The organism is Paenarthrobacter sp. E2MeOHC11 (assembly GCF_058744955.1).
On record NZ_CP196673.1, the window covers coordinates 2,092,160 to 2,108,462 of the forward strand.

Genomic DNA, 16,303 nt, shown 5'->3' on the forward strand with positions numbered 1-16,303 from the left:
CGCTAGCTCCCGAACTTGGTGTCGAAACGGCTCATAAACGCGGCCATGGCATCACGGGCAACCGGCTCAAGCGGCCGATACGTCTTAGTCCCGTTAGCCTCGGCCCACCCGGTACTGATGCCGCTGCTCGCGAGCCAGGTGATCTGTTTGTAGAACGGGTTGTTCGTGGCAACGTCGGCAAACGGCGACTTCGCGGGAGCGGTGAAAGCGGGCGAGCCAGCCAGCCGATACATGAACGCGGCCATCGCATCACGCGCAACAGGGGCCAAAGGCCGGTACGTCTTGGTCCCATTGGCCTCAGTCCAACCGGTACTGATGCCCTTGCTGGCAAGCCAGGTGATCTGCTTGTAGAACGGGTTATCCGTGGCAACATCGGCAAACGGCGACTTGGCAGGGGCCGTGAAGGCGGGCGAGCCGGCCAAACGGTACATGAACGCGGCCATCGCATCACGGGCTACAGGGGCAAGAGGTCGGTAGGTCCTGGCACCGTTGGCCTCGGTCCACCCTGTCGAAATGCCGCGGGACCCGAGCCAGTTGACTTCGGCAGTGAATTGGCCGCCGGAGATATCAGAGAAGATGGATCCCGGGTTCTTGGCGAACGCGGTCAACTCGGTGAGCGAACCCCTGAAGACGTTCTGGTCCCCCGGGAACACTCCGGACTCGGCGTGCTGCCACAAGGTGTAGTTTTTCCAACCGGCCGGCATCGCTCCGGGCGTCGACGCCCAGCTCGCGATGTGGAGCGGATGGTTCCCGAAACCGTTGGCCTTACCTGTGCACCTATTCCACCAGTCGGTAGTCGTGTAGATGGCCGGAAGGCGTCCGGTTCGCGACAGGATGGTGGTGGAAAAGTCGGAGATCCACGAAATCATCTGGCCCGGGGTCATTCCATAGCAGGCGCCGTCGCCATAGGGGCTGTATTCCAGGTCCAGCAGGGCAGGCAGTGTTTTCCCATCAGGCGTCCAGGCTGCACCGCTCTGGAGGAAATAGTTGGCTTGCGCTGCACCGGACGATGCATTGGGGAGGGCGAAATGGTAGGCGCCGTGCAGCATGCCGGCAGAAGCAGCCCCCGAGTATTGGGCCTGGAAGTAGGGATTGCGGTAGGCGGTCCCCTCGCTGGCTTTGACGTACGCAAACTTGGCGCCGTTCGCTGCTGCCTTGGTCCAGTCCACAACGCCTTGGTGGCTGCTGACGTCCATCCCGCGAACGCCCGACGGCACTGCTAAAGCGGACTCCGTGCCTTGGATGGAAAACAACTTCTGGTCCGCTCTTTCATGATCACGAAGTGTCGATCCCATGGCGTGGTCGTTCTGGGCTGCGGGCGGTTCGTCGGACGCGGTGGCCGCCACTGCCCCCGACGCGGTAAGAGCAATGGTGGCTAGTAGTACAGCCGAGGCTTTCAGGCGACTTGAGCAGCGGGACATGGAGAACTTCATTCGACGATTCCTTAGGAGTGCGGGAGGAACCGGCGCCCCCACGTCATTCAGCACAGCCTACTATTCCCCGTGAGCCTCCCAGCGCAGCAGGTCGCCGGGCTGGCACTCGAGCACCTCGCACAACGCCTCCAGCGTCGTAAACCGAACCGCCTTCGCCCGCCCGTTCTTGAGCACAGCCAAGTTGGCCGGCGTGATCCCCACTCGCTCGGCAAGCACACCCACCGGCATCTTGCGCTTGGCCAGCATGACGTCGATGTCCACGATGATCGGCATCAGATCACCTCGTCGAGCTCGGCCCGCAAGCCAGCAGCCTCAACGTCCCGCGCAACGGCCTGGGCCAGCAGCGTACGCAAGATCAGCACCAGAAGAGCCACTCCCCCGATCATCAACGCAGCGCCGCAAATGAGCAGAACAACGCCGGGCGCAATGTCGCCCGGAGCCAGCAGCGCCGCAATCGTAAACATCAGCAGTGCGGCCACAGATACAGCCCCGAAGATGATGTCCACAAACCGGAAAGCCCTGTGGGAGAACACCGTCCCGCGGCGCACCATCGTCAGCAACCTCCACACGCAGACCGCAACTACCTGCACGCAGAGGATTCCCAGAACGATAATCACCAGCAGCATAATCCGCGGACCGTCGGGCGCACCGGCCTCAACAAGGTCCGTAGAAAGCAGCGGCACCATCCACACCTGGACGAACAGCGATCCTGCCAGCACCATCGCGATCACAACCCGCAATGCGAGGATCGTCAGCTTACCCATCGGAACTCCTTTATCGAACAACAACCTGATTCTATCGATATTCGATCACTTAGCAAGCGACCAGGTCCCGTGACACAATTAGTCAGCTTGCTTACTAAAGCAGGGTTCCCTAGGCTGGAACAGGTCAGACAAACAACTCTCACAGCGGCGGTCTCGCCCAAAAAGCACCCCGCTGCGCAACGAGGAGGAACAATGTCAGAACACAACATCGCAGGCAAGAAGGTCGCATTTCTCCTGACAGACGGCGTGGAGCAGGTTGAGCTCACCAGCCCCTGGCAGGCCGTGAAGGATGCCGGTGGCGACCCCACGCTGGTAGCGCTTTCCACAGGAAAGCTCCAGGGCTTCAACGGCGTGGAGAAGGGCGACACGTTCGACGTCGACCTCGCAGTGGCCGACGCCAACGCCTCCGACTTTGACGCACTGGTACTCCCGGGTGGCGTCGTGAACGCGGACAACCTCCGCGTGGACAAGGACGCGCAGAACTTCACGCGGGCCTTCTTTGATCAGCACAAGCCCGTGGCTTCGATCTGCCACGGACCGTGGATCTTCATCGACGCCGGCGTGATCAAGGGCCGCAACGTCACGTCGTACCACACGCTCCAATCGGACCTGAAGAACGCCGGCGCCAACTGGACCGACGAAGAAGTGGTGTGCGATCAAGGCCTGGTCACCAGCCGCAACCCGGACGACCTCCCGGCATTCAATAGCAAGCTCGTGGAGGAAATCTCCGAGGGGCAGCACGCCGGCCAGACCGCTTAGCGGTCACCGCAGCGCAGCACCAAAAGCCGAGCGCCGCCGTCGTACTTCACATGAAGCACGACGGCGGCACTCGCCGTTTCACTGACCTAACCCATTGGTAGCGAGACTATCCACGCACAGTGACGGAGAACTTCCACACGACCTTCCCGGTGTCGGTCATGATGAAGCACTGACTCGCGCGGGTCCAGGAGGAGTTCATCGTGAGGCGCTTCGTGTTACACGCGGACTGTGTGCTGAAGTCGGTCGGGTACAGGTAGGTGTAGCCCGCAGCCTGCGCCGGCGCCGCAACCGCGAGGCCTCCGGCGGCAAGTGCGATCGCTGCCGCAACACGGGTAATCGTCTTTTGATACTTCATGGTCTCTCCCCACATAGGCCTGAACGAACATGGCCAAACTATCAGCGCAGACAAGGGGCCAAAATGGGCAGGAGTGCCCATGATGGCGATGCGCCGGGCTGTGACCTATTGGCTTCGCGGCCCCACATGCTCCCGCCTGCATGCACGAGGCCGCATCAAATCTGGCGGGGTCGTTGTTTGGCCTCGATGGCGGTGATGGCGTAGTGGGCGGCCAGGCGTCAAATATTGGGACCTTTCAGGGAGGGACGCTGTATCCGTTACTGCAGCGGCTCTCTGACCAGGGTCTGGCCGCTGCGCATTGGGAGCACCCTACGACTGGGCCGGCTAGGAAGATCTTTAGCCTGACCGATGAGGGACGAGCTCATGTGGCCGCCTCCAGCCAGCCGCCTGAGAAGGATTTCGGGACTGCGTTCGAGTACACGGCTGGGTTCGAGAAGAAGCCCAAGACGAGCCCGTTCCGTCGTAATCTGAATGTGGCATATGGGCTCGTCTTTGCATTGGCTGCCTTGTACTTCATCGCCCGGCTGCTGTGGCCGGCGGTCGATCTGGGTACATCCGTGGGTCTGTGGGGAACCGTGGGCGCCCTTGTGGTGGTCACCTTTGTCGGCTGGGGACTTAGTTACAAGACTCCGGCTGTCCGCAGCGATGAAGGCAGCAGTCCATATGAAGGCTGAGGTTGAGCTTCTTTCAAAGTCCTAGGGGGGTAAACCAGTCGTTTCGGACGTGTCTTTCGGATGCCCGGAGTCCTCGGTCACGACCCTCTTGGGCCCGAATGGGGCCGGTAAATCAACGGTAATGCGGATGATGGCCGGCCTCGCCGTGCCGGACCGGGGCAAGGCACTCTACGACGGCCGCCCGCTCGCTTCTCACGCCCGGCCGAGCAGTGTCGCGTCTTTCATGCTTGGTCCAAACCATTTGCCTGCGTCATGCAGCGCGCAAAAGTTCCTCAAGATGAATGCCGACGCCGCGGATCTTCCGCCAAACATGATCCCAGAGACTCTTTCCGTCACAGGGCTCCAGGCGGCATCACGGAAGAAGATTAGACACCTGTCGTTGGGCATGAGAATAAGGCTTGCCAAAGCCGTGTTGATATCGACCCATCTTCTACGTGGAGCAGAGGCTTACACCGACCAGGGTTCTCTCCGTGTGTCGGTCAGGTGTTCGGCGGGGCCCTTCGGCGATGTCGACCGTCTGCATCGCCGCATCACCGCCCCCCGAGAGGCTCTTGGAACGGAACGCCATTGATTGGACACCAGCCGCGCGTTAGGGCAGATGTCCCCATGGCGCGTGATACGGAGGTGCCGGAGAATCATGGAGACGCCTCCGGTGGGCGCCCGGATGATGAGTCCGCGAACAAAAATGACTGGGGAACTTCATGAAACTCGCGATGCGTAAGACGGCTACTGCAGGCGCTGTGCTGGCTTTGGGTGCTGGTGCATTTCTGGCGGGCGCGCCCGCTGCCAATGCTTCAGGCTCAGGGACGGCGTGTCCGTCAGGACGGGCGTGTTTCTACTTCAATTCCGATTTCCAAGGTGCTCGGGCCGACTACGCCAACAGCGACGCCGGCATGGGAAACGAGCTGTTCACCGACGGCCCGGCTGGACGGAACGGATGGGGCGTCCAAGTCAACAACAACTCAGCCTCCCTAATCAACAACACGCACGCATACATCACCATCTACGACAGCCCCGACTGCGTCGGCTACGCCTGGTACATCCAACCGGGGGACCGTCTCAACCTGGGCGAGATGAAAAACAGGGTCAGCTCAATCTACGTGGCCTACAACGGCGGGGCCTGCATCTCTCGGGACCAGTCCTGGGCTTAGCCCTGCAGTAAGCGGGTGGTGGCCCTGCCACGCTCTTGAGGCAAGGCCACTCCCGTCGATCCACCCAGCACGGGGTATTCGCTTGGATGCAAGGGTCCCCCTGAAGAAACGCAACTCAACTTCTAGCCAAAGTAATTTGCCCGGATACGCCGGTCCGGACCTGGTCGCAGACGCCAAACCGCACTACGCCGTCCACCTCCGACCGGTAGAGCCCTGACGGATTTCACGTGCATGAAACACGTTACTCCAACGCCAAATAGGGTGCGCTCAAGGATCCCCTAGCGGACGCCAGGGATGGCCAGCGTCATGTCCCCCTCATGCCGAATGCAGGGTCTGCGACGATGGTCGCATGCTTGTATGGCTTACGGACTGGCAAATCGCGGAAGATCACCTGCTCATTAGAGTGGGTGACACCGTGGATTGGACAGTGTATCCGGCCGACCGAGATTGGGTTTGGCGATTGTTCGGTGATCGTCTGGTGATCGATTGGCAGTTCGATTCGTACGGCGATGCGGTGCACCAACCCTCGCGTCGGGTCTCGGGAGAAGTAGCTGAGCTGTGCAGCGTGCGCTGTCGTCAGACCCGGACACGCGAAGGCTTCGTACCCGTGACTGGCGAGGCAATCTTGGAGCCGGTAGCGGACACACCCGGTTCATGGATGCGCGATACCGCTCATGAGGAAAGCGTCGCCAACACCGGCACTGGCCAGAAAATGTACACGTTCTCGTACACAAGGCCCTTTGACAGTGTCGAGGACGACTATCTCTACGGCTATGTCCTATCACTTGCATACTGCGACGAAGAGAATAGCGCCAGCGAATCGACGAGACAGTGACACGCAGCAAGTCCCAATACTGCACCAGCGTCCCGCTAGGTGATCGCTATCCGCACACTAGCAGCGCTACGACCGGAAGGGCTTCTTATCGGCCCAGCGTTCATGCGCTGCTTGGCGGCTGATCCCAGCGGCGCGGCCAATATCGGCCCAGCAAGCACCTGCATCTTCCGGGGCCGCGGCAGTCTTATCGAGCCGATGCCCCGCCTGTCGGTATTCGCTGGCGGCGGCCTCCACACCCAGGATCGCTTCGAACGGGGCGATATGGATCATCCACTCATCCTGAACGGCGTCCTCCACGGGTTCGGAAACGAAAGCTCCGTCCCCGGCGGCCAGTATTTCTCTGCGGGCCGCGAAATCAGCCTCTGCAGGCGTGAGCACTCTTTGCCACAGCTCTCCCTGCCACCCACACGTGCAAGCACCACGCCAGCTCAAAATCAGGTCGTCAGGAACGATCTCCTCCTCGGGGTGGAATTCCCCTGCTGGTTCGTAGTGTCCAGTGATCCCGTGGACCAGCATTCCTGCGCTGGTCGAAGACCTTGAGAGCCCGTCCGTCTGGCGCAACCGCAGCGACCCAGCCCTCATGTTGGTAGTCGTTGGATGTCCAGCTCACGATCGGGCAGGCCTATCCGTCCGGTCTTTTTACGCTGAGCTCTCCGATTACGGCTACAGGGGTGTTTAGTACAGGGCAGGCCCAAACGCCTTGGTCGCCGACCATATGGGCGGCCAGTGGGTGATTGTTGGGATGCCAGGGGCACTGGGGCCAGTTGCTGTTGGTGGGGCCGTTTTCTTCGATAACCCATTCTTGAACCTGGTCCGCCACTGACACCAGCTGGTTGGCCCGTGCGAGGTCGCCCCTGACCGACACGCCTTGTCCGGTGGAATCGCGGGTGCTGTAGATCATCGCCGAGAGCACCTGAGGATCGTCGTCCCAGTCGCTTTCTTCAATGCGGGGTTCACTCAGCCCGCTGGAACTCACATCCCGCAAGACGTGACCGATAATCTCTACAATCTCTGCCGCCATGGAAGCCTCTCTCACTACCGCCTTGTGACCGCTTCCGACGTAAAGGCCTGTTTATTTGCTGGATTACCTCCGACCGGAACCACAACGTCGACGTAACGGTACGCCGGTAATCAACAATCGGTCTTATGGGGGAAATATGCGCCATCACGGCACCAAATTCAAGCAAGCAATCATAGGCGTTGTGACGGCGCCGGGCTTGTTGCTTCTAGGAGTGGCGCCCAGCGCCCAAGCCGCCACCACTCAGGACTCCCAGGTCCTCGTCGTAAATGTCACCACTCCAGCCGCAGATTCAACACTAGAGATCGTGTTCGATGAACCTTTGTCCAAGGAAGCCGTCCCGTATGTTGTCCCAAAACATCCCTTTCAACAGCTGTCACAAAGACAACTTCCGGGACAGCTGGGCTTGTGGCCCACGAGCCCGCATCCATGCTGCGTACACAGCGGCCCGGCTGGTGGCCGCTTGCACCCGCCCACCTTGCGAAACGGGTGGCCGCACCCATGCCAGCCCCGCCGTCGTAATGTTGCGTAGGTCACATCGGACACATACGCTGGGGGTCGCTGCAGCGTGGCAGCAACCTGATGAAAGGCAACACATTGTCCAGCGACAAGCTCTCCGTAGTTGTTCGCGTCGATGTTGACGGCGAACAGATCCAGATCGCAGCGACCGGTCATGTGACCGCAACCAGCCTTCAAGGCCTCTACCCGGTGGTCCAACGCACCCGGAGCCTGGGCGGCGGCCTCGGCGTCGAAATGGACCTGACGGAAGCGACCGTTGATGCGGACGCGTTGCAACAGCTCCAGGTGTTCGCCGAGCTTTACGAGGTCCCAGTCCGCCTTCAAAACAACAATGTGACGGCCCTGCCGTCACGCGAACTTCAGACAACCAGCCGCGCCGCCTAAGCCACCTAACAGGAGAACCCATGCGCAAAGTCACCGCCGGACTGTTCCACTCCGTTGACGGCGTGGTCCAGGATCCGTTCAAGTTCCAGTTCGACAGCTTCGACGACGAGCTGGGCAAGGGACTGACCAAGATGATCAACACGGTGGATACCGTGGTTTTGGGTCGTGTCAGCTATCAGGAGTGGGCCGGGTATTGGCCGAATGCTTCACAGGATGATGACTTTGCGGCCTTCATCAATCCCGTGGAGAAGTTCGTCGCATCCCGCACTTTGACCGAGCCGCTTGAATGGGAGAACTCGCACCTGATCAAGGGTGACGTGGAGCAATTCGTCACCGAGCTGAAGAACCGCGACGGCGGCGAGATCGCCGTCTGCGGCAGCATCTCCCTGGTTCGCCAACTGCTGTTCGCCGGCGTGCTCGACGAGCTGACACTCATGACCCACCCCGTCGTGGCGGGCAGTGGGCGCCGGTTGTTCGAGGACGGCGACCCACAGAACCGGCTCGTACTGGAGGACCAGTACGCCACCAGCAAGGGCAACGTGATCAGCACGTACAGCCTCCGCAAAGACTAAAACGTACGACGGCGGGACTCAGCTCGTGCGGCCACCCCCGACGGCGATCACCCCAGCAGCAACGCGGCACCCAGCTCGCTTCTGAAGTACAGGACGCTGCGGCCGTAGCGGGTGGACGTCACCAGGCCGGCGTCTCGAAGCACCCGAAGGTGTTGATTCACAGCGGAAGTCGTGACGCCAAAGCGCACACCGAGCTCGGTGGATGACGCCGGCGCGGCCAAGGCAGTTAGCAAGCTGGTCCGGACCTCGCCGAGCACCGCCACAACAGCGGCAGGGTTCCGCACCTGCTCGGCCTCCCACATGGCCCCCTGCCCGCGGGCCGGGTACATCAGCAGCGGCGGATCGCCATGGTTCACAGGGGCAGAGGCCCTTCGGGTGAACATGGTGGGAACCAGGGTCAGCCCCAAGCCGTCAGTCTTCTCGGTCCGCGACGCCGGGTTCTTGAGCCGCACGGAAATGACGCGGCCGTCGAATTCCACGGCGCCGGACAAATCGTTGAGCATCGTGACCAGGCCGCCCTGCGCGATCTGCCGGCCACGGTAGACAATATCCGCCTCCAGGATGGTGCGCATGCGAAGCCAGTGCGGCGCGAAGCAGGTGTCCCAGAATTCCCGGAGGATGCGGACCATCCGCTGTATGGCTGGTCCAACAGGGCCGGAAAAGACAGTCGGGACAGCGCCGTGCACCCGGATCAGGTCGCCGTGAAACTGCTCGGCGGAAATCCGCTCCAGAGCCGCGAACTCGTCATCAATCCGGGTGAGTGGGGACTCAGGCCGGGGGTTCAGGAAGTCCGGCGTCCACAGCCTGTCATCAACCAGGGCCAGCAATCCGTCGAGGTCCAAGCGTGAGCGGGCCTCTTCGGTCCGACGCAACCACGGCAGCTGGAGTGGATACTGGCTGGGATCGCGAATAGCCCTGAGGGAAAGTCCGAGTTCACACAAAGGGGAGATGCCAAAGCGCACGCCGCCCAGATCTGCTTCTGACAACTCGTACTTCAACATGAAGCACTACGCTACATCAATACCGGCCGTCTTCCGCGGGTGACAGAACTATGTGTGTGACTAAATCCCCCGCAGACACGGCCCCCGCTCCACAGCACACCCTCCGGGTCGCGCTCTCAGATCCCACTCTCAAGATCTTGGCTTCGGCCATCCTCGTCTCCACCTTGGGACGGGGCATCTTCCTCACCCTCACTGTGCTGTACTTCAGCCGCTTCGTCGGGCTAAGCGCCGTTGAAATCGCAGTGATCCTCTCGGTTTCCAGCGGTGTTGGCGTCGCGACGTCGTACATCGGCGGTCGCCTTGCCGATCGCTTTTCCGCGCGTCGGCTCCTGGTGGGGATGGTGGCCGTCCAAGGTCTCGCGATCGCGAGCTATACCTTCGCCGGGAACTTCAGCACCGCCGTCGTGATTGCCTGCATTACGGTAGGCGTGGACCGGGGCGCCAACGCCACGCGCTCCTCGATCATCGCCCGGGCCTTTGACGGGCCGAACCGCGTGAATGCCCGCGCAGTCCTCCGCACCATCACCAACGTGGGCATCGCGGTGGGAGGCATGATCGCCGGACTCGCACTGCTGGCCGGAACCGCCGACGCGTTCCGGTGGATGATGATCAGCGCCGGTGTGGTCTACATCCTGAGCGCGCTGCATCTCCGCCGGCTCCCCAACCGCGTTGATGCACCGCGCCACGATCCCGCCAACCCTGCTCCCACGCGGGGCATCTCCCCCTTCCGGGACCGCCGGTACATACTGCTGACCGTGCTCTCAGGCATTTTCGGCATGCAGTTCGGTCTCGCCGAGATGGGCGTCCCGCTGTGGATTTCACAGGACACCAGCGCGCCCGATGTGCTCATATCCGTGGTCCTGGTGATCAACACCGTGTGTGTCGTCCTGCTGCAAGTCCCGCTCTCCCGCGGCACCGACCAGCCTCGCCGTGCAGGAAGGATCGTGATGACAGGTGGCGTGCTCATGGCCGCAGCCTGCGCACTCTACGCAATGGCGGGCGGCCTGCCGGTCATCGCCGCCATCACGCTCCTGTGCGGAGCGGCGCTGCTGCACTCGTTGGCGGAAATCCTTTCGCAAGCGGGAGCCTGGGGGCTGAGCTTCGAACTCGCCAATCCCCTCCAAGCCGGCGCTTACCAAGGGATGTTCGGCATGGGCTCCGCCCTGGGGGCCATGCTGGCACCGCTGGTGGTGACCGCTACCGTCGTCGAACATGGCACGCTGGGTTGGGCAATCCTGGGTGCGGTCTTCATTGCGTCGGCGGCGGGTGTCGCGCTGATAGCGCGGAAAGCCTCGACGACGGCGGTACTCACCTAGGCGGGCCGAGCGAGCGCCCAAGCCACCGCGAGGCTCCACCCCCGGTACCAGCCCGCCGCGAGCAACATCACCACCCAGACGGAGGAATTGAACCCCCCATCCTGAAACCATGGAGTTAACAAGCGAAAGGGAACCATGGGGGAATGGGTGTGGCCCGCGTACGTGGGTGTGCTGGGAGGGGTGCTCCTCTTTGGCGTGTTCATGGTGCCGATCGTTGCGGTCCAGTACAGGATGTTCGGCAGATTCACCTGGCGTCGGTTCCTGGGCGCTGCCGGGCTGAGCGTCTACGGCGTGGCCCTGGTGGCCTACACGCTGCTGCCGCTTCCCGACCCCAGCCTGCTGAAGTGCGGCCCGGGTGGAAGCACGTTCCAAGCGATCCCGTTCCAATTCCTGGACGACATCCACCGTGAAACGTCAGGCCTTGGGATCACCGGCACGCTGACCAGCCGCGCAACACTGCAAGTGGTGTTCAACGTGGTGCTGTTCATTCCGTGGGGCGTCATCGCGCGGCGCTACCTTTCGTGGAACATCGCAGTTTCAACGCTGACCGGCGCCCTGGCCTCCGGGCTCATCGAAGCCACACAGTTCACCGGGCTGTGGGGTATCTACGATTGCGCCTACCGCCTGGCCGACGTCGACGACCTCGTCACCAACACCCTGGGCGCCTTGATCGGCGCGCTCATCGCACCCCTCGTCCTCTGGTTCATGCCGCAACGACGCGAACTCCGCGCGGCCCGCGGCCAGAGCCGTCCCGTCACCGTTTGGCGGCGCTGGTTGGGAATGGTCATCGACTACGTGTCGCTCGCGTTCCTCGGCTTCGCCTTCGTCGTCACGTACAGGATCGGGTTGCTTGCGATCGGCGCGGAGCTCCCCGGCGACGACGACGCCACCTCCCTCGTCTTGATGCATCTCGTCCCCGGGTTCCTGGTGTTCTATCTTCCGGCGCTCGTAGGCCCGGGGGCCTCCCTCGGCCAGCGCGCGGTGTGGCTGCAACCGCAGTGGCCGGCCACCCGCCGTCGGACATTGCTCCGGGCGAGCGTCACCGGCGGGCTCTATGTGGTGTTGTCGTTCCTTGGCGCATTGCTGCCTACCTCCGCGTTCGGCCCACTCACGGGCCTGGTCCTTCTGGCAGCCTTCGTGGCGGTTCCGCTCACAAAGTCGCGGGGACTTTCCGGGGTTCTGACTGGTGCGCAGATGGTTGACGCACGCGAAAGCGAACGACGGCGGGTGGCCGGTTCAGCGACGCGGGCGGACTAGAGGCCGAGCAACGCTTCTGTGCACTTCGCATATCCAGCGTCACCAAGCACTGCACATTGCCCAATGACCTTCGAGTGACCCGCAGATACTGTGAAGTGAATCACTCGAAAGGAATGTATGTCATGTCCACCTCCGACACAGGGCACGATGACTACCCCATCACCAGGGTTCCCGCAACGAAGCGGAAGCACTGGTTCGGCATCGCGGTCCAACGCTTTGGCCAGACTTCTGACCTGAGCCAGTTTCTTCTCGGGGCAACCTTTGGCTTCGGCATGACCTTCTGGGACGCCTTCTGGGCATTCACGGTAGGCGCATTGATCGTCGAAGCACTCATGATTTTCGTCGGCATCGCCGGCATGCGCCAGGGGCTCACAACTTCCATGCTTGCCCGCTGGACCGGCTTCGGCCGGGGCGGCGCCTCGGTGCTTGGCCTGGCCATCTGCATCAGCCTCATCGGCTGGTTCGGTATCCAGTCAGGGATTTCCGGCGCTGGACTGAACCAAATCGTGCCCGAAATTCCCACGTGGGCGTGGTCCTTGGTCTTTGGCTTGGTGGTCACGCTGATCGTGGTCCGCGGATTTGAATCAATGCAGTGGTTGGCCAACATCACCGTGCCGCTGTTCATGATCCTGATCGCTTGGGCAGCATGGGCCGAGCTCAGCAACCACTCCATCAGCCAGCTCATCACCGATGCCCCTCCGGGCCCACAACTGGATTTCGTCACGGCTACCACCATCGTTGCTGGAAGTGCCGTGCTCGGAGCAGTCATCACGCCCGACATGACCCGCTACAACAGGAGCGCCGGCGACGTCGTCAAGCAAACCGTCGTCGGGATGACCCTGGGCAACTACAGCATCGGCATGATCGGTGTCCTGCTGGCCCACGCCGTCAAAACGGCAGACGTCACCCAGATCATCTTCTCCTCCGTGGGCTGGGTGGGCATCCTGATCATTGTCCTGGGCACATCCAAGATCAACGACTGGAACCTCTACAGCGCCGGGCTAGGCGTGGTGTCCTTCTTCAACAGCGCCATGAACAAGCGCTTGAACCGTGGGCACGTGACGCTGCTGCTCGGCGTTTTCGGAAGTGTCCTCGCCGCGATCGGCATCCTGGACAAGTTCATCGACATCCTCATGGTCCTGGGCGTCGTCTTCCCGCCGGTAGCCGGCATCATCATGGCCGAGTATTTCGTGGTCAAGAAGTGGCGGCCCCTGTTGGAGGCAAGCCGCGATTCCGAACTCCCACCAGCCAAATCACCCAACTGGATCCCTGCAACCTTCGTCATTTGGGCGATCTCTGCGGCACTGGGCTACTTCGTCACCTTCGGGCTCCCTGCCTTCACCTCGCTCGCCGCGGCATTCGTCCTCTACGTCGTCGCCGGGAAACTAAACCTCCTGCGGTCCTACGGCGACAACCAACCCACCAGCGAAACCACCACAAAGGAAGAATCGGTAACCGCACCATGAGTAGCCTGAGAATCGGCATTGACGTCGGCGGCACCAACACAGACGCCGTGCTGCTGGATGGCGCGCAGGTGCTCGCCTCCACCAAAGTCCCCACCACCAGGGACGTCACCAGCGGCATCACCCAAGTCCTCACGGCGCTGAAGGAACTGAACGGCTTCAGCCCGGACCATATCCGCGGTGTGATGATCGGGACCACCCATTTCATCAATGCCCTCATTGAAGCACGGGACCTCAGCCCGACGGCGGCCATCCGGCTGGGACTTCCCGCCACCGCTTCCCTGCCGCCGTTCACGGATTGGCCTGACACCCTCACCACTGCCGTCAAGGGCCGCGCCTACATGGCCCACGGGGGCCACGAGTTCGACGGCCGCCCCATCAGCCCCTTCGATCCGGACGAAATAAGGCGCCACGCAGCCGACATCGCCGCACACGGCATCCGCTCCGTGGCGGTGTCCAGCGTCTTCTCGCCCGTCAACGACGAATTCGAGCAGCGCACCCTGGCCATCCTCCGCGAAGAGCTGGGCCCGGAGTTCCCCGTGTCCCTGTCACACGAGATCGGCAGGGTGGGCCTCCTGGAACGGGAGAACGCAACCATCGTCAACGCATCCCTCGCCGAAATGGCGAACCGGATTGTTGATGGCCTGGCCAAAGCTGTGCTGGAGCAGGGCATCACGGCGCCTCTGTACGTCAGCCAGAACGATGGCACGCTCATGGACATTGAATACACGCGGCGCTACCCCGTAGCCACGTTCGCTTCAGGTCCCACCAACTCCATGCGCGGGGCCGCTGCGCTCTCCGGATTCTCCGACTGCCTGATCGTGGACATCGGCGGCACCACCACGGACGTCGGCGTCCTGGTGAACGGTTTTCCCCGTGAGTCCAGCACCCACGTGAGGCTCGCAGGGCTCCGCACCAACTTCCGGATGCCTGACGTCCTCTCCGCAGGCCTCGGAGGTGGGTCCCGCGTCCGGACCGATCAGGGCACCGTGGGCCCGGATTCGGTGGGCTACCGCCTCACCGACGAGTCGCTGGTCTTTGGCGGGTCTGTCCTGACGGCAACTGACATCGCTGTCCGCAGCGGAAGGGCCGACGTCGGAGACGCGTCTTTGGTGAGCCACATCAGCGACTCTGTGGTCAGGTCAGCCCTGGAACAGATCGACCGCACCATCGCCGATATTGCGGACCGGATCCGGACTTCGTCCGCTGAACTGCCGGTTGTCGCCGTCGGCGGCGGGTCCATCCTGCTGGCAGAAAAACTGGACGGCCTGGGCACCATCCACCGCCCCGGGAATTTCGACGTCGCCAACGCGTACGGGGCCGCCATCGCCCAGATCAGCGGGGAGGTGGACCGTGTGTCATCCATTGCGGACGGGGATCAGAAGCGCGCCATGGAATCCGCCCGGCAGGAGGCTGTTGACCGCGCCGTTGCCGCCGGTGCCAACCCGGACACGGTGACGATTGTTGAGCAGGAAGCCATTCCCATCCCCTACCTTCCCGGAAACGCCATGCGCGTTCGGGTCAAGGCAGCCGGCAACCTCACGTTAGGAAAATGAGATGACCTTGGAAGTGGCACACGGCCGCAAACTGAAGAAGATCACCGTGGACGATATTGATTCCCTGGCGCGCGGGGCGGCCATCCTTGGCACGGGTGGAGGTGGCGACCCTTACATTGGGGCCCTCCTGGCGAAACAGGCCATCGAGGAGTTCGGCCCCGTGGAACTCGTCTCCGTTGAGGACCTGGCAGATGATGCTTTTATCGTTCCCATTGCTGCGATTGGCGCTCCCACGGTAGCCGTGGAGAAGCTCGACACGGTGGAAAACCTGCATCTGACTATCCAGAAGCTGGCGGCGTCCTTGAACCGGACCGCGACCCACACCGCCTGCCTGGAGATCGGCGGATCAAACTCCCTGCTGCCCATCGTGGCGGCAGCGCAACTGGGAATCCCCCTGATCGACGGTGACCTGATCGGCCGGGCCTTCCCTGAAATACAAATGGGAATGGCACCGCTGTATGGAATCCATGCCACTCCCATGGCACTCGCTGATGAGAAGGGCAACACGCTTGTCATCGAGGCGATCGACTCGTTCTGGGCTGAGCGCTTTGCCCGGCAGGCCTCCATCGAAATGGGATGCAACGCCTTCAACAGCACCTATGCCATGACCGGCGCGCAGGCCCGTGAGAGCTTCGTGGCCGGCTCCATGTCCTTCGCCATCGCCATCGGAGACGCCGTTGCCAACGCCCAACACCACAACCTCAACCCCTGCGACGTGTTGGCGGAAACGCTGAGGGGGCGCATTGTTCATCTGGGCAAGGTCACGGACCTGCAGCGCCAGACGACCGGCGGGTTCGCCAAGGGCCAGGCCATGATCGAGGGCATGGGCGCGGACGCCGGATCCGTTCTTTCGTTGCATTTCCAGAACGAGCACCTGCTCGCCACCAAGGACGGAACCGTGGTGACCACGACGCCGGACCTCATCATCGTGGTGGACGCCGAATCCGCCGAACCGGTCACCACGGAGAACCTGCGCTATGGGCAGCGCTTGTGCATCCTGACTGCGCCCAGTGACCCTCGCTGGCACACCACTGAGGGACTGGCATTGGCCGGACCGGAGTACTTCGGGTACGGCGTCCCTTCCCACAGATGGGACGGGACGCCCGAAGAACACACCGAGTCCATCGAGCGTTACCGCAGCTGACCGCCGTCGAACGTTTGGCCCGCCGCCGCGTCCCCAACGACAGTTGGCGGCGCGGCGGTGGCATTATGGGAAGGTAACCATCGAGGAGAACCGGAGAAGCTG

The 16,303-nt window shown here is 62.4% G+C and carries 18 protein-coding genes and 3 pseudogenes; 13 read left to right on the forward strand and 8 right to left on the reverse strand.

The genetic code is table 11. The features are described from left to right. Positions 1-2: 2 nt before the first annotated feature. The 4 genes and pseudogenes from ACSSVG_RS09705 to ACSSVG_RS09720 all read right to left on the reverse strand — a co-directional run. A pseudogene (locus tag ACSSVG_RS09705) lies at positions 3-575 on the reverse strand (GH25 family lysozyme); the annotation flags it as partial. Positions 576-701: 126 nt separating this feature from the next. Continuing rightward, positions 702-1,433 (reverse strand): annotated as a pseudogene (locus tag ACSSVG_RS09710) (GH25 family lysozyme); the annotation flags it as partial. Between the two features lie 60 nt (positions 1,434-1,493). Beyond that, complete coding sequence (locus tag ACSSVG_RS09715) at positions 1,494-1,706, reverse strand: helix-turn-helix domain-containing protein (protein WP_492418639.1); 213 nt, start codon at positions 1,704-1,706, stop codon at positions 1,494-1,496. Then, positions 1,706-2,197 (reverse strand): DUF2975 domain-containing protein, encoded by a 492-nt coding sequence (locus ACSSVG_RS09720; protein ID WP_492418641.1) that lies wholly within the window; start codon positions 2,195-2,197, stop codon positions 1,706-1,708. The genes ACSSVG_RS09715 and ACSSVG_RS09720 overlap by 1 nt, the downstream gene beginning before the upstream one ends. Positions 2,198-2,389: 192 nt before the next feature. Between ACSSVG_RS09720 and ACSSVG_RS09725 the strand changes: the two genes are divergently transcribed. After that, positions 2,390-2,956, forward strand: coding sequence for a type 1 glutamine amidotransferase domain-containing protein (locus ACSSVG_RS09725; protein ID WP_492418643.1), 567 nt, complete (start codon positions 2,390-2,392; stop codon positions 2,954-2,956). Positions 2,957-3,062: 106 nt separating this feature from the next. On the opposite strand, the gene ACSSVG_RS09730 is transcribed toward ACSSVG_RS09725, so the two are convergent. Beyond that, complete coding sequence (locus tag ACSSVG_RS09730) at positions 3,063-3,311, reverse strand: hypothetical protein (RefSeq protein WP_231341697.1); 249 nt, start codon at positions 3,309-3,311, stop codon at positions 3,063-3,065. A 140-nt stretch (positions 3,312-3,451) separates the two neighbouring features. Here ACSSVG_RS09730 and ACSSVG_RS09735 point away from each other — a divergent pair. The 5 genes and pseudogenes from ACSSVG_RS09735 to ACSSVG_RS09755 all read left to right on the forward strand — a co-directional run. Further along, positions 3,452-3,622 (forward strand): annotated as a pseudogene (locus ACSSVG_RS09735) (hypothetical protein); the annotation flags it as partial. Between the two features lie 54 nt (positions 3,623-3,676). After that, a complete protein-coding gene (locus ACSSVG_RS09740; RefSeq protein ID WP_492419293.1) occupies positions 3,677-3,985 on the forward strand; it encodes a hypothetical protein in 309 nt (102 codons plus the stop codon). A 49-nt stretch (positions 3,986-4,034) separates the two neighbouring features. Further along, on the forward strand, positions 4,035-4,556 hold the full coding sequence (locus tag ACSSVG_RS09745) for an ATP-binding cassette domain-containing protein (RefSeq protein ID WP_492418645.1): 522 nt from the start codon (positions 4,035-4,037) through the stop codon (positions 4,554-4,556). 130 nt (positions 4,557-4,686) lie between these two features. After that, positions 4,687-5,136: a peptidase inhibitor family I36 protein gene (locus ACSSVG_RS09750; RefSeq protein WP_017197419.1), complete on the forward strand. Its 450-nt coding sequence runs from the start codon at positions 4,687-4,689 to the stop codon at positions 5,134-5,136. Positions 5,137-5,485: 349 nt separating this feature from the next. Continuing rightward, complete coding sequence (locus tag ACSSVG_RS09755) at positions 5,486-5,971, forward strand: DUF6578 domain-containing protein (RefSeq protein WP_492418647.1); 486 nt, start codon at positions 5,486-5,488, stop codon at positions 5,969-5,971. A gap of 66 nt (positions 5,972-6,037) precedes the next feature. Here ACSSVG_RS09755 and ACSSVG_RS09760 read toward each other — a convergent pair whose 3' ends face one another. Together ACSSVG_RS09760 and ACSSVG_RS09765 are read right to left on the reverse strand one after the other, a co-directional pair. Beyond that, positions 6,038-6,553, reverse strand: a complete 516-nt coding sequence (locus ACSSVG_RS09760) for a hypothetical protein (protein WP_492418649.1) — start codon at positions 6,551-6,553, stop codon at positions 6,038-6,040. A 40-nt stretch (positions 6,554-6,593) separates the two neighbouring features. After that, entirely contained in the window at positions 6,594-6,992 is a 399-nt protein-coding gene (locus tag ACSSVG_RS09765) for a hypothetical protein (RefSeq protein WP_231341700.1), read from the reverse strand. A gap of 579 nt (positions 6,993-7,571) precedes the next feature. On the opposite strand from ACSSVG_RS09765, the gene ACSSVG_RS09770 reads away from it, so the two are divergent. Both ACSSVG_RS09770 and ACSSVG_RS09775 read left to right on the forward strand, forming a co-directional pair. Then, the gene (locus ACSSVG_RS09770) at positions 7,572-7,892 is read left to right on the forward strand and encodes a hypothetical protein (RefSeq protein WP_231341710.1); all 321 of its coding nucleotides are present in this window, start codon (positions 7,572-7,574) and stop codon (positions 7,890-7,892) included. Between the two features lie 20 nt (positions 7,893-7,912). Continuing rightward, a complete protein-coding gene (locus tag ACSSVG_RS09775; protein WP_492418651.1) occupies positions 7,913-8,464 on the forward strand; it encodes a dihydrofolate reductase family protein in 552 nt (183 codons plus the stop codon). Positions 8,465-8,511: 47 nt separating this feature from the next. Here ACSSVG_RS09775 and ACSSVG_RS09780 read toward each other — a convergent pair whose 3' ends face one another. Next, positions 8,512-9,465: an ArsR/SmtB family transcription factor gene (locus tag ACSSVG_RS09780; RefSeq protein WP_492418653.1), complete on the reverse strand. Its 954-nt coding sequence runs from the start codon at positions 9,463-9,465 to the stop codon at positions 8,512-8,514. A 50-nt stretch (positions 9,466-9,515) separates the two neighbouring features. Between ACSSVG_RS09780 and ACSSVG_RS09785 the strand changes: the two genes are divergently transcribed. From ACSSVG_RS09785 to ACSSVG_RS09805, 5 genes are all read left to right on the forward strand, one after another. Beyond that, positions 9,516-10,781: an MFS transporter gene (locus ACSSVG_RS09785; protein WP_492418655.1), complete on the forward strand. Its 1,266-nt coding sequence runs from the start codon at positions 9,516-9,518 to the stop codon at positions 10,779-10,781. A 135-nt stretch (positions 10,782-10,916) separates the two neighbouring features. Continuing rightward, positions 10,917-12,038, forward strand: a complete 1,122-nt coding sequence (locus tag ACSSVG_RS09790; RefSeq protein ID WP_231341714.1) for a VanZ family protein — start codon at positions 10,917-10,919, stop codon at positions 12,036-12,038. 122 nt (positions 12,039-12,160) lie between these two features. Continuing rightward, on the forward strand, positions 12,161-13,504 hold the full coding sequence (locus ACSSVG_RS09795) for a purine-cytosine permease family protein (RefSeq protein WP_492418657.1): 1,344 nt from the start codon (positions 12,161-12,163) through the stop codon (positions 13,502-13,504). Next, on the forward strand, positions 13,501-15,057 hold the full coding sequence (locus ACSSVG_RS09800; protein ID WP_231341716.1) for a hydantoinase/oxoprolinase family protein: 1,557 nt from the start codon (positions 13,501-13,503) through the stop codon (positions 15,055-15,057). Before ACSSVG_RS09795 ends, ACSSVG_RS09800 begins: the two co-directional genes overlap by 4 nt. A gap of 1 nt (position 15,058) precedes the next feature. Then, the gene (locus tag ACSSVG_RS09805) at positions 15,059-16,201 is read left to right on the forward strand and encodes an S-methyl thiohydantoin desulfurase family protein (RefSeq protein ID WP_231341717.1); all 1,143 of its coding nucleotides are present in this window, start codon (positions 15,059-15,061) and stop codon (positions 16,199-16,201) included. Positions 16,202-16,303: the final 102 nt, after the last annotated feature.

What these genes read in the sequence shown, in the direction of transcription:
- ACSSVG_RS09715 (WP_492418639.1), bottom strand. Translation starts at nt 1,706, where the DNA reads ATGCCGATCATCGTGGACATCGACGTCATGCTGGCCAAGCGCAAGATG.
- ACSSVG_RS09720 (WP_492418641.1), bottom strand. Translation starts at nt 2,197, where the DNA reads ATGGGTAAGCTGACGATCCTCGCATTGCGGGTTGTGATCGCGATGGTG.
- ACSSVG_RS09725 (WP_492418643.1), top strand. Translation starts at nt 2,390, where the DNA reads ATGTCAGAACACAACATCGCAGGCAAGAAGGTCGCATTTCTCCTGACA.
- ACSSVG_RS09730 (WP_231341697.1), bottom strand. Translation starts at nt 3,311, where the DNA reads ATGAAGTATCAAAAGACGATTACCCGTGTTGCGGCAGCGATCGCACTT.
- ACSSVG_RS09750 (WP_017197419.1), top strand. Translation starts at nt 4,687, where the DNA reads ATGAAACTCGCGATGCGTAAGACGGCTACTGCAGGCGCTGTGCTGGCT.
- ACSSVG_RS09755 (WP_492418647.1), top strand. Translation starts at nt 5,486, where the DNA reads ATGCTTGTATGGCTTACGGACTGGCAAATCGCGGAAGATCACCTGCTC.
- ACSSVG_RS09760 (WP_492418649.1), bottom strand. Translation starts at nt 6,553, where the DNA reads ATGAGGGCTGGGTCGCTGCGGTTGCGCCAGACGGACGGGCTCTCAAGG.
- ACSSVG_RS09765 (WP_231341700.1), bottom strand. Translation starts at nt 6,992, where the DNA reads ATGGCGGCAGAGATTGTAGAGATTATCGGTCACGTCTTGCGGGATGTG.
- ACSSVG_RS09770 (WP_231341710.1), top strand. Translation starts at nt 7,572, where the DNA reads ATGAAAGGCAACACATTGTCCAGCGACAAGCTCTCCGTAGTTGTTCGC.
- ACSSVG_RS09775 (WP_492418651.1), top strand. Translation starts at nt 7,913, where the DNA reads ATGCGCAAAGTCACCGCCGGACTGTTCCACTCCGTTGACGGCGTGGTC.
- ACSSVG_RS09780 (WP_492418653.1), bottom strand. Translation starts at nt 9,465, where the DNA reads ATGTTGAAGTACGAGTTGTCAGAAGCAGATCTGGGCGGCGTGCGCTTT.
- ACSSVG_RS09785 (WP_492418655.1), top strand. Translation starts at nt 9,516, where the DNA reads ATGTGTGTGACTAAATCCCCCGCAGACACGGCCCCCGCTCCACAGCAC.
- ACSSVG_RS09790 (WP_231341714.1), top strand. Translation starts at nt 10,917, where the DNA reads ATGGGGGAATGGGTGTGGCCCGCGTACGTGGGTGTGCTGGGAGGGGTG.
- ACSSVG_RS09795 (WP_492418657.1), top strand. Translation starts at nt 12,161, where the DNA reads ATGTCCACCTCCGACACAGGGCACGATGACTACCCCATCACCAGGGTT.
- ACSSVG_RS09800 (WP_231341716.1), top strand. Translation starts at nt 13,501, where the DNA reads ATGAGTAGCCTGAGAATCGGCATTGACGTCGGCGGCACCAACACAGAC.
- ACSSVG_RS09805 (WP_231341717.1), top strand. Translation starts at nt 15,059, where the DNA reads ATGACCTTGGAAGTGGCACACGGCCGCAAACTGAAGAAGATCACCGTG.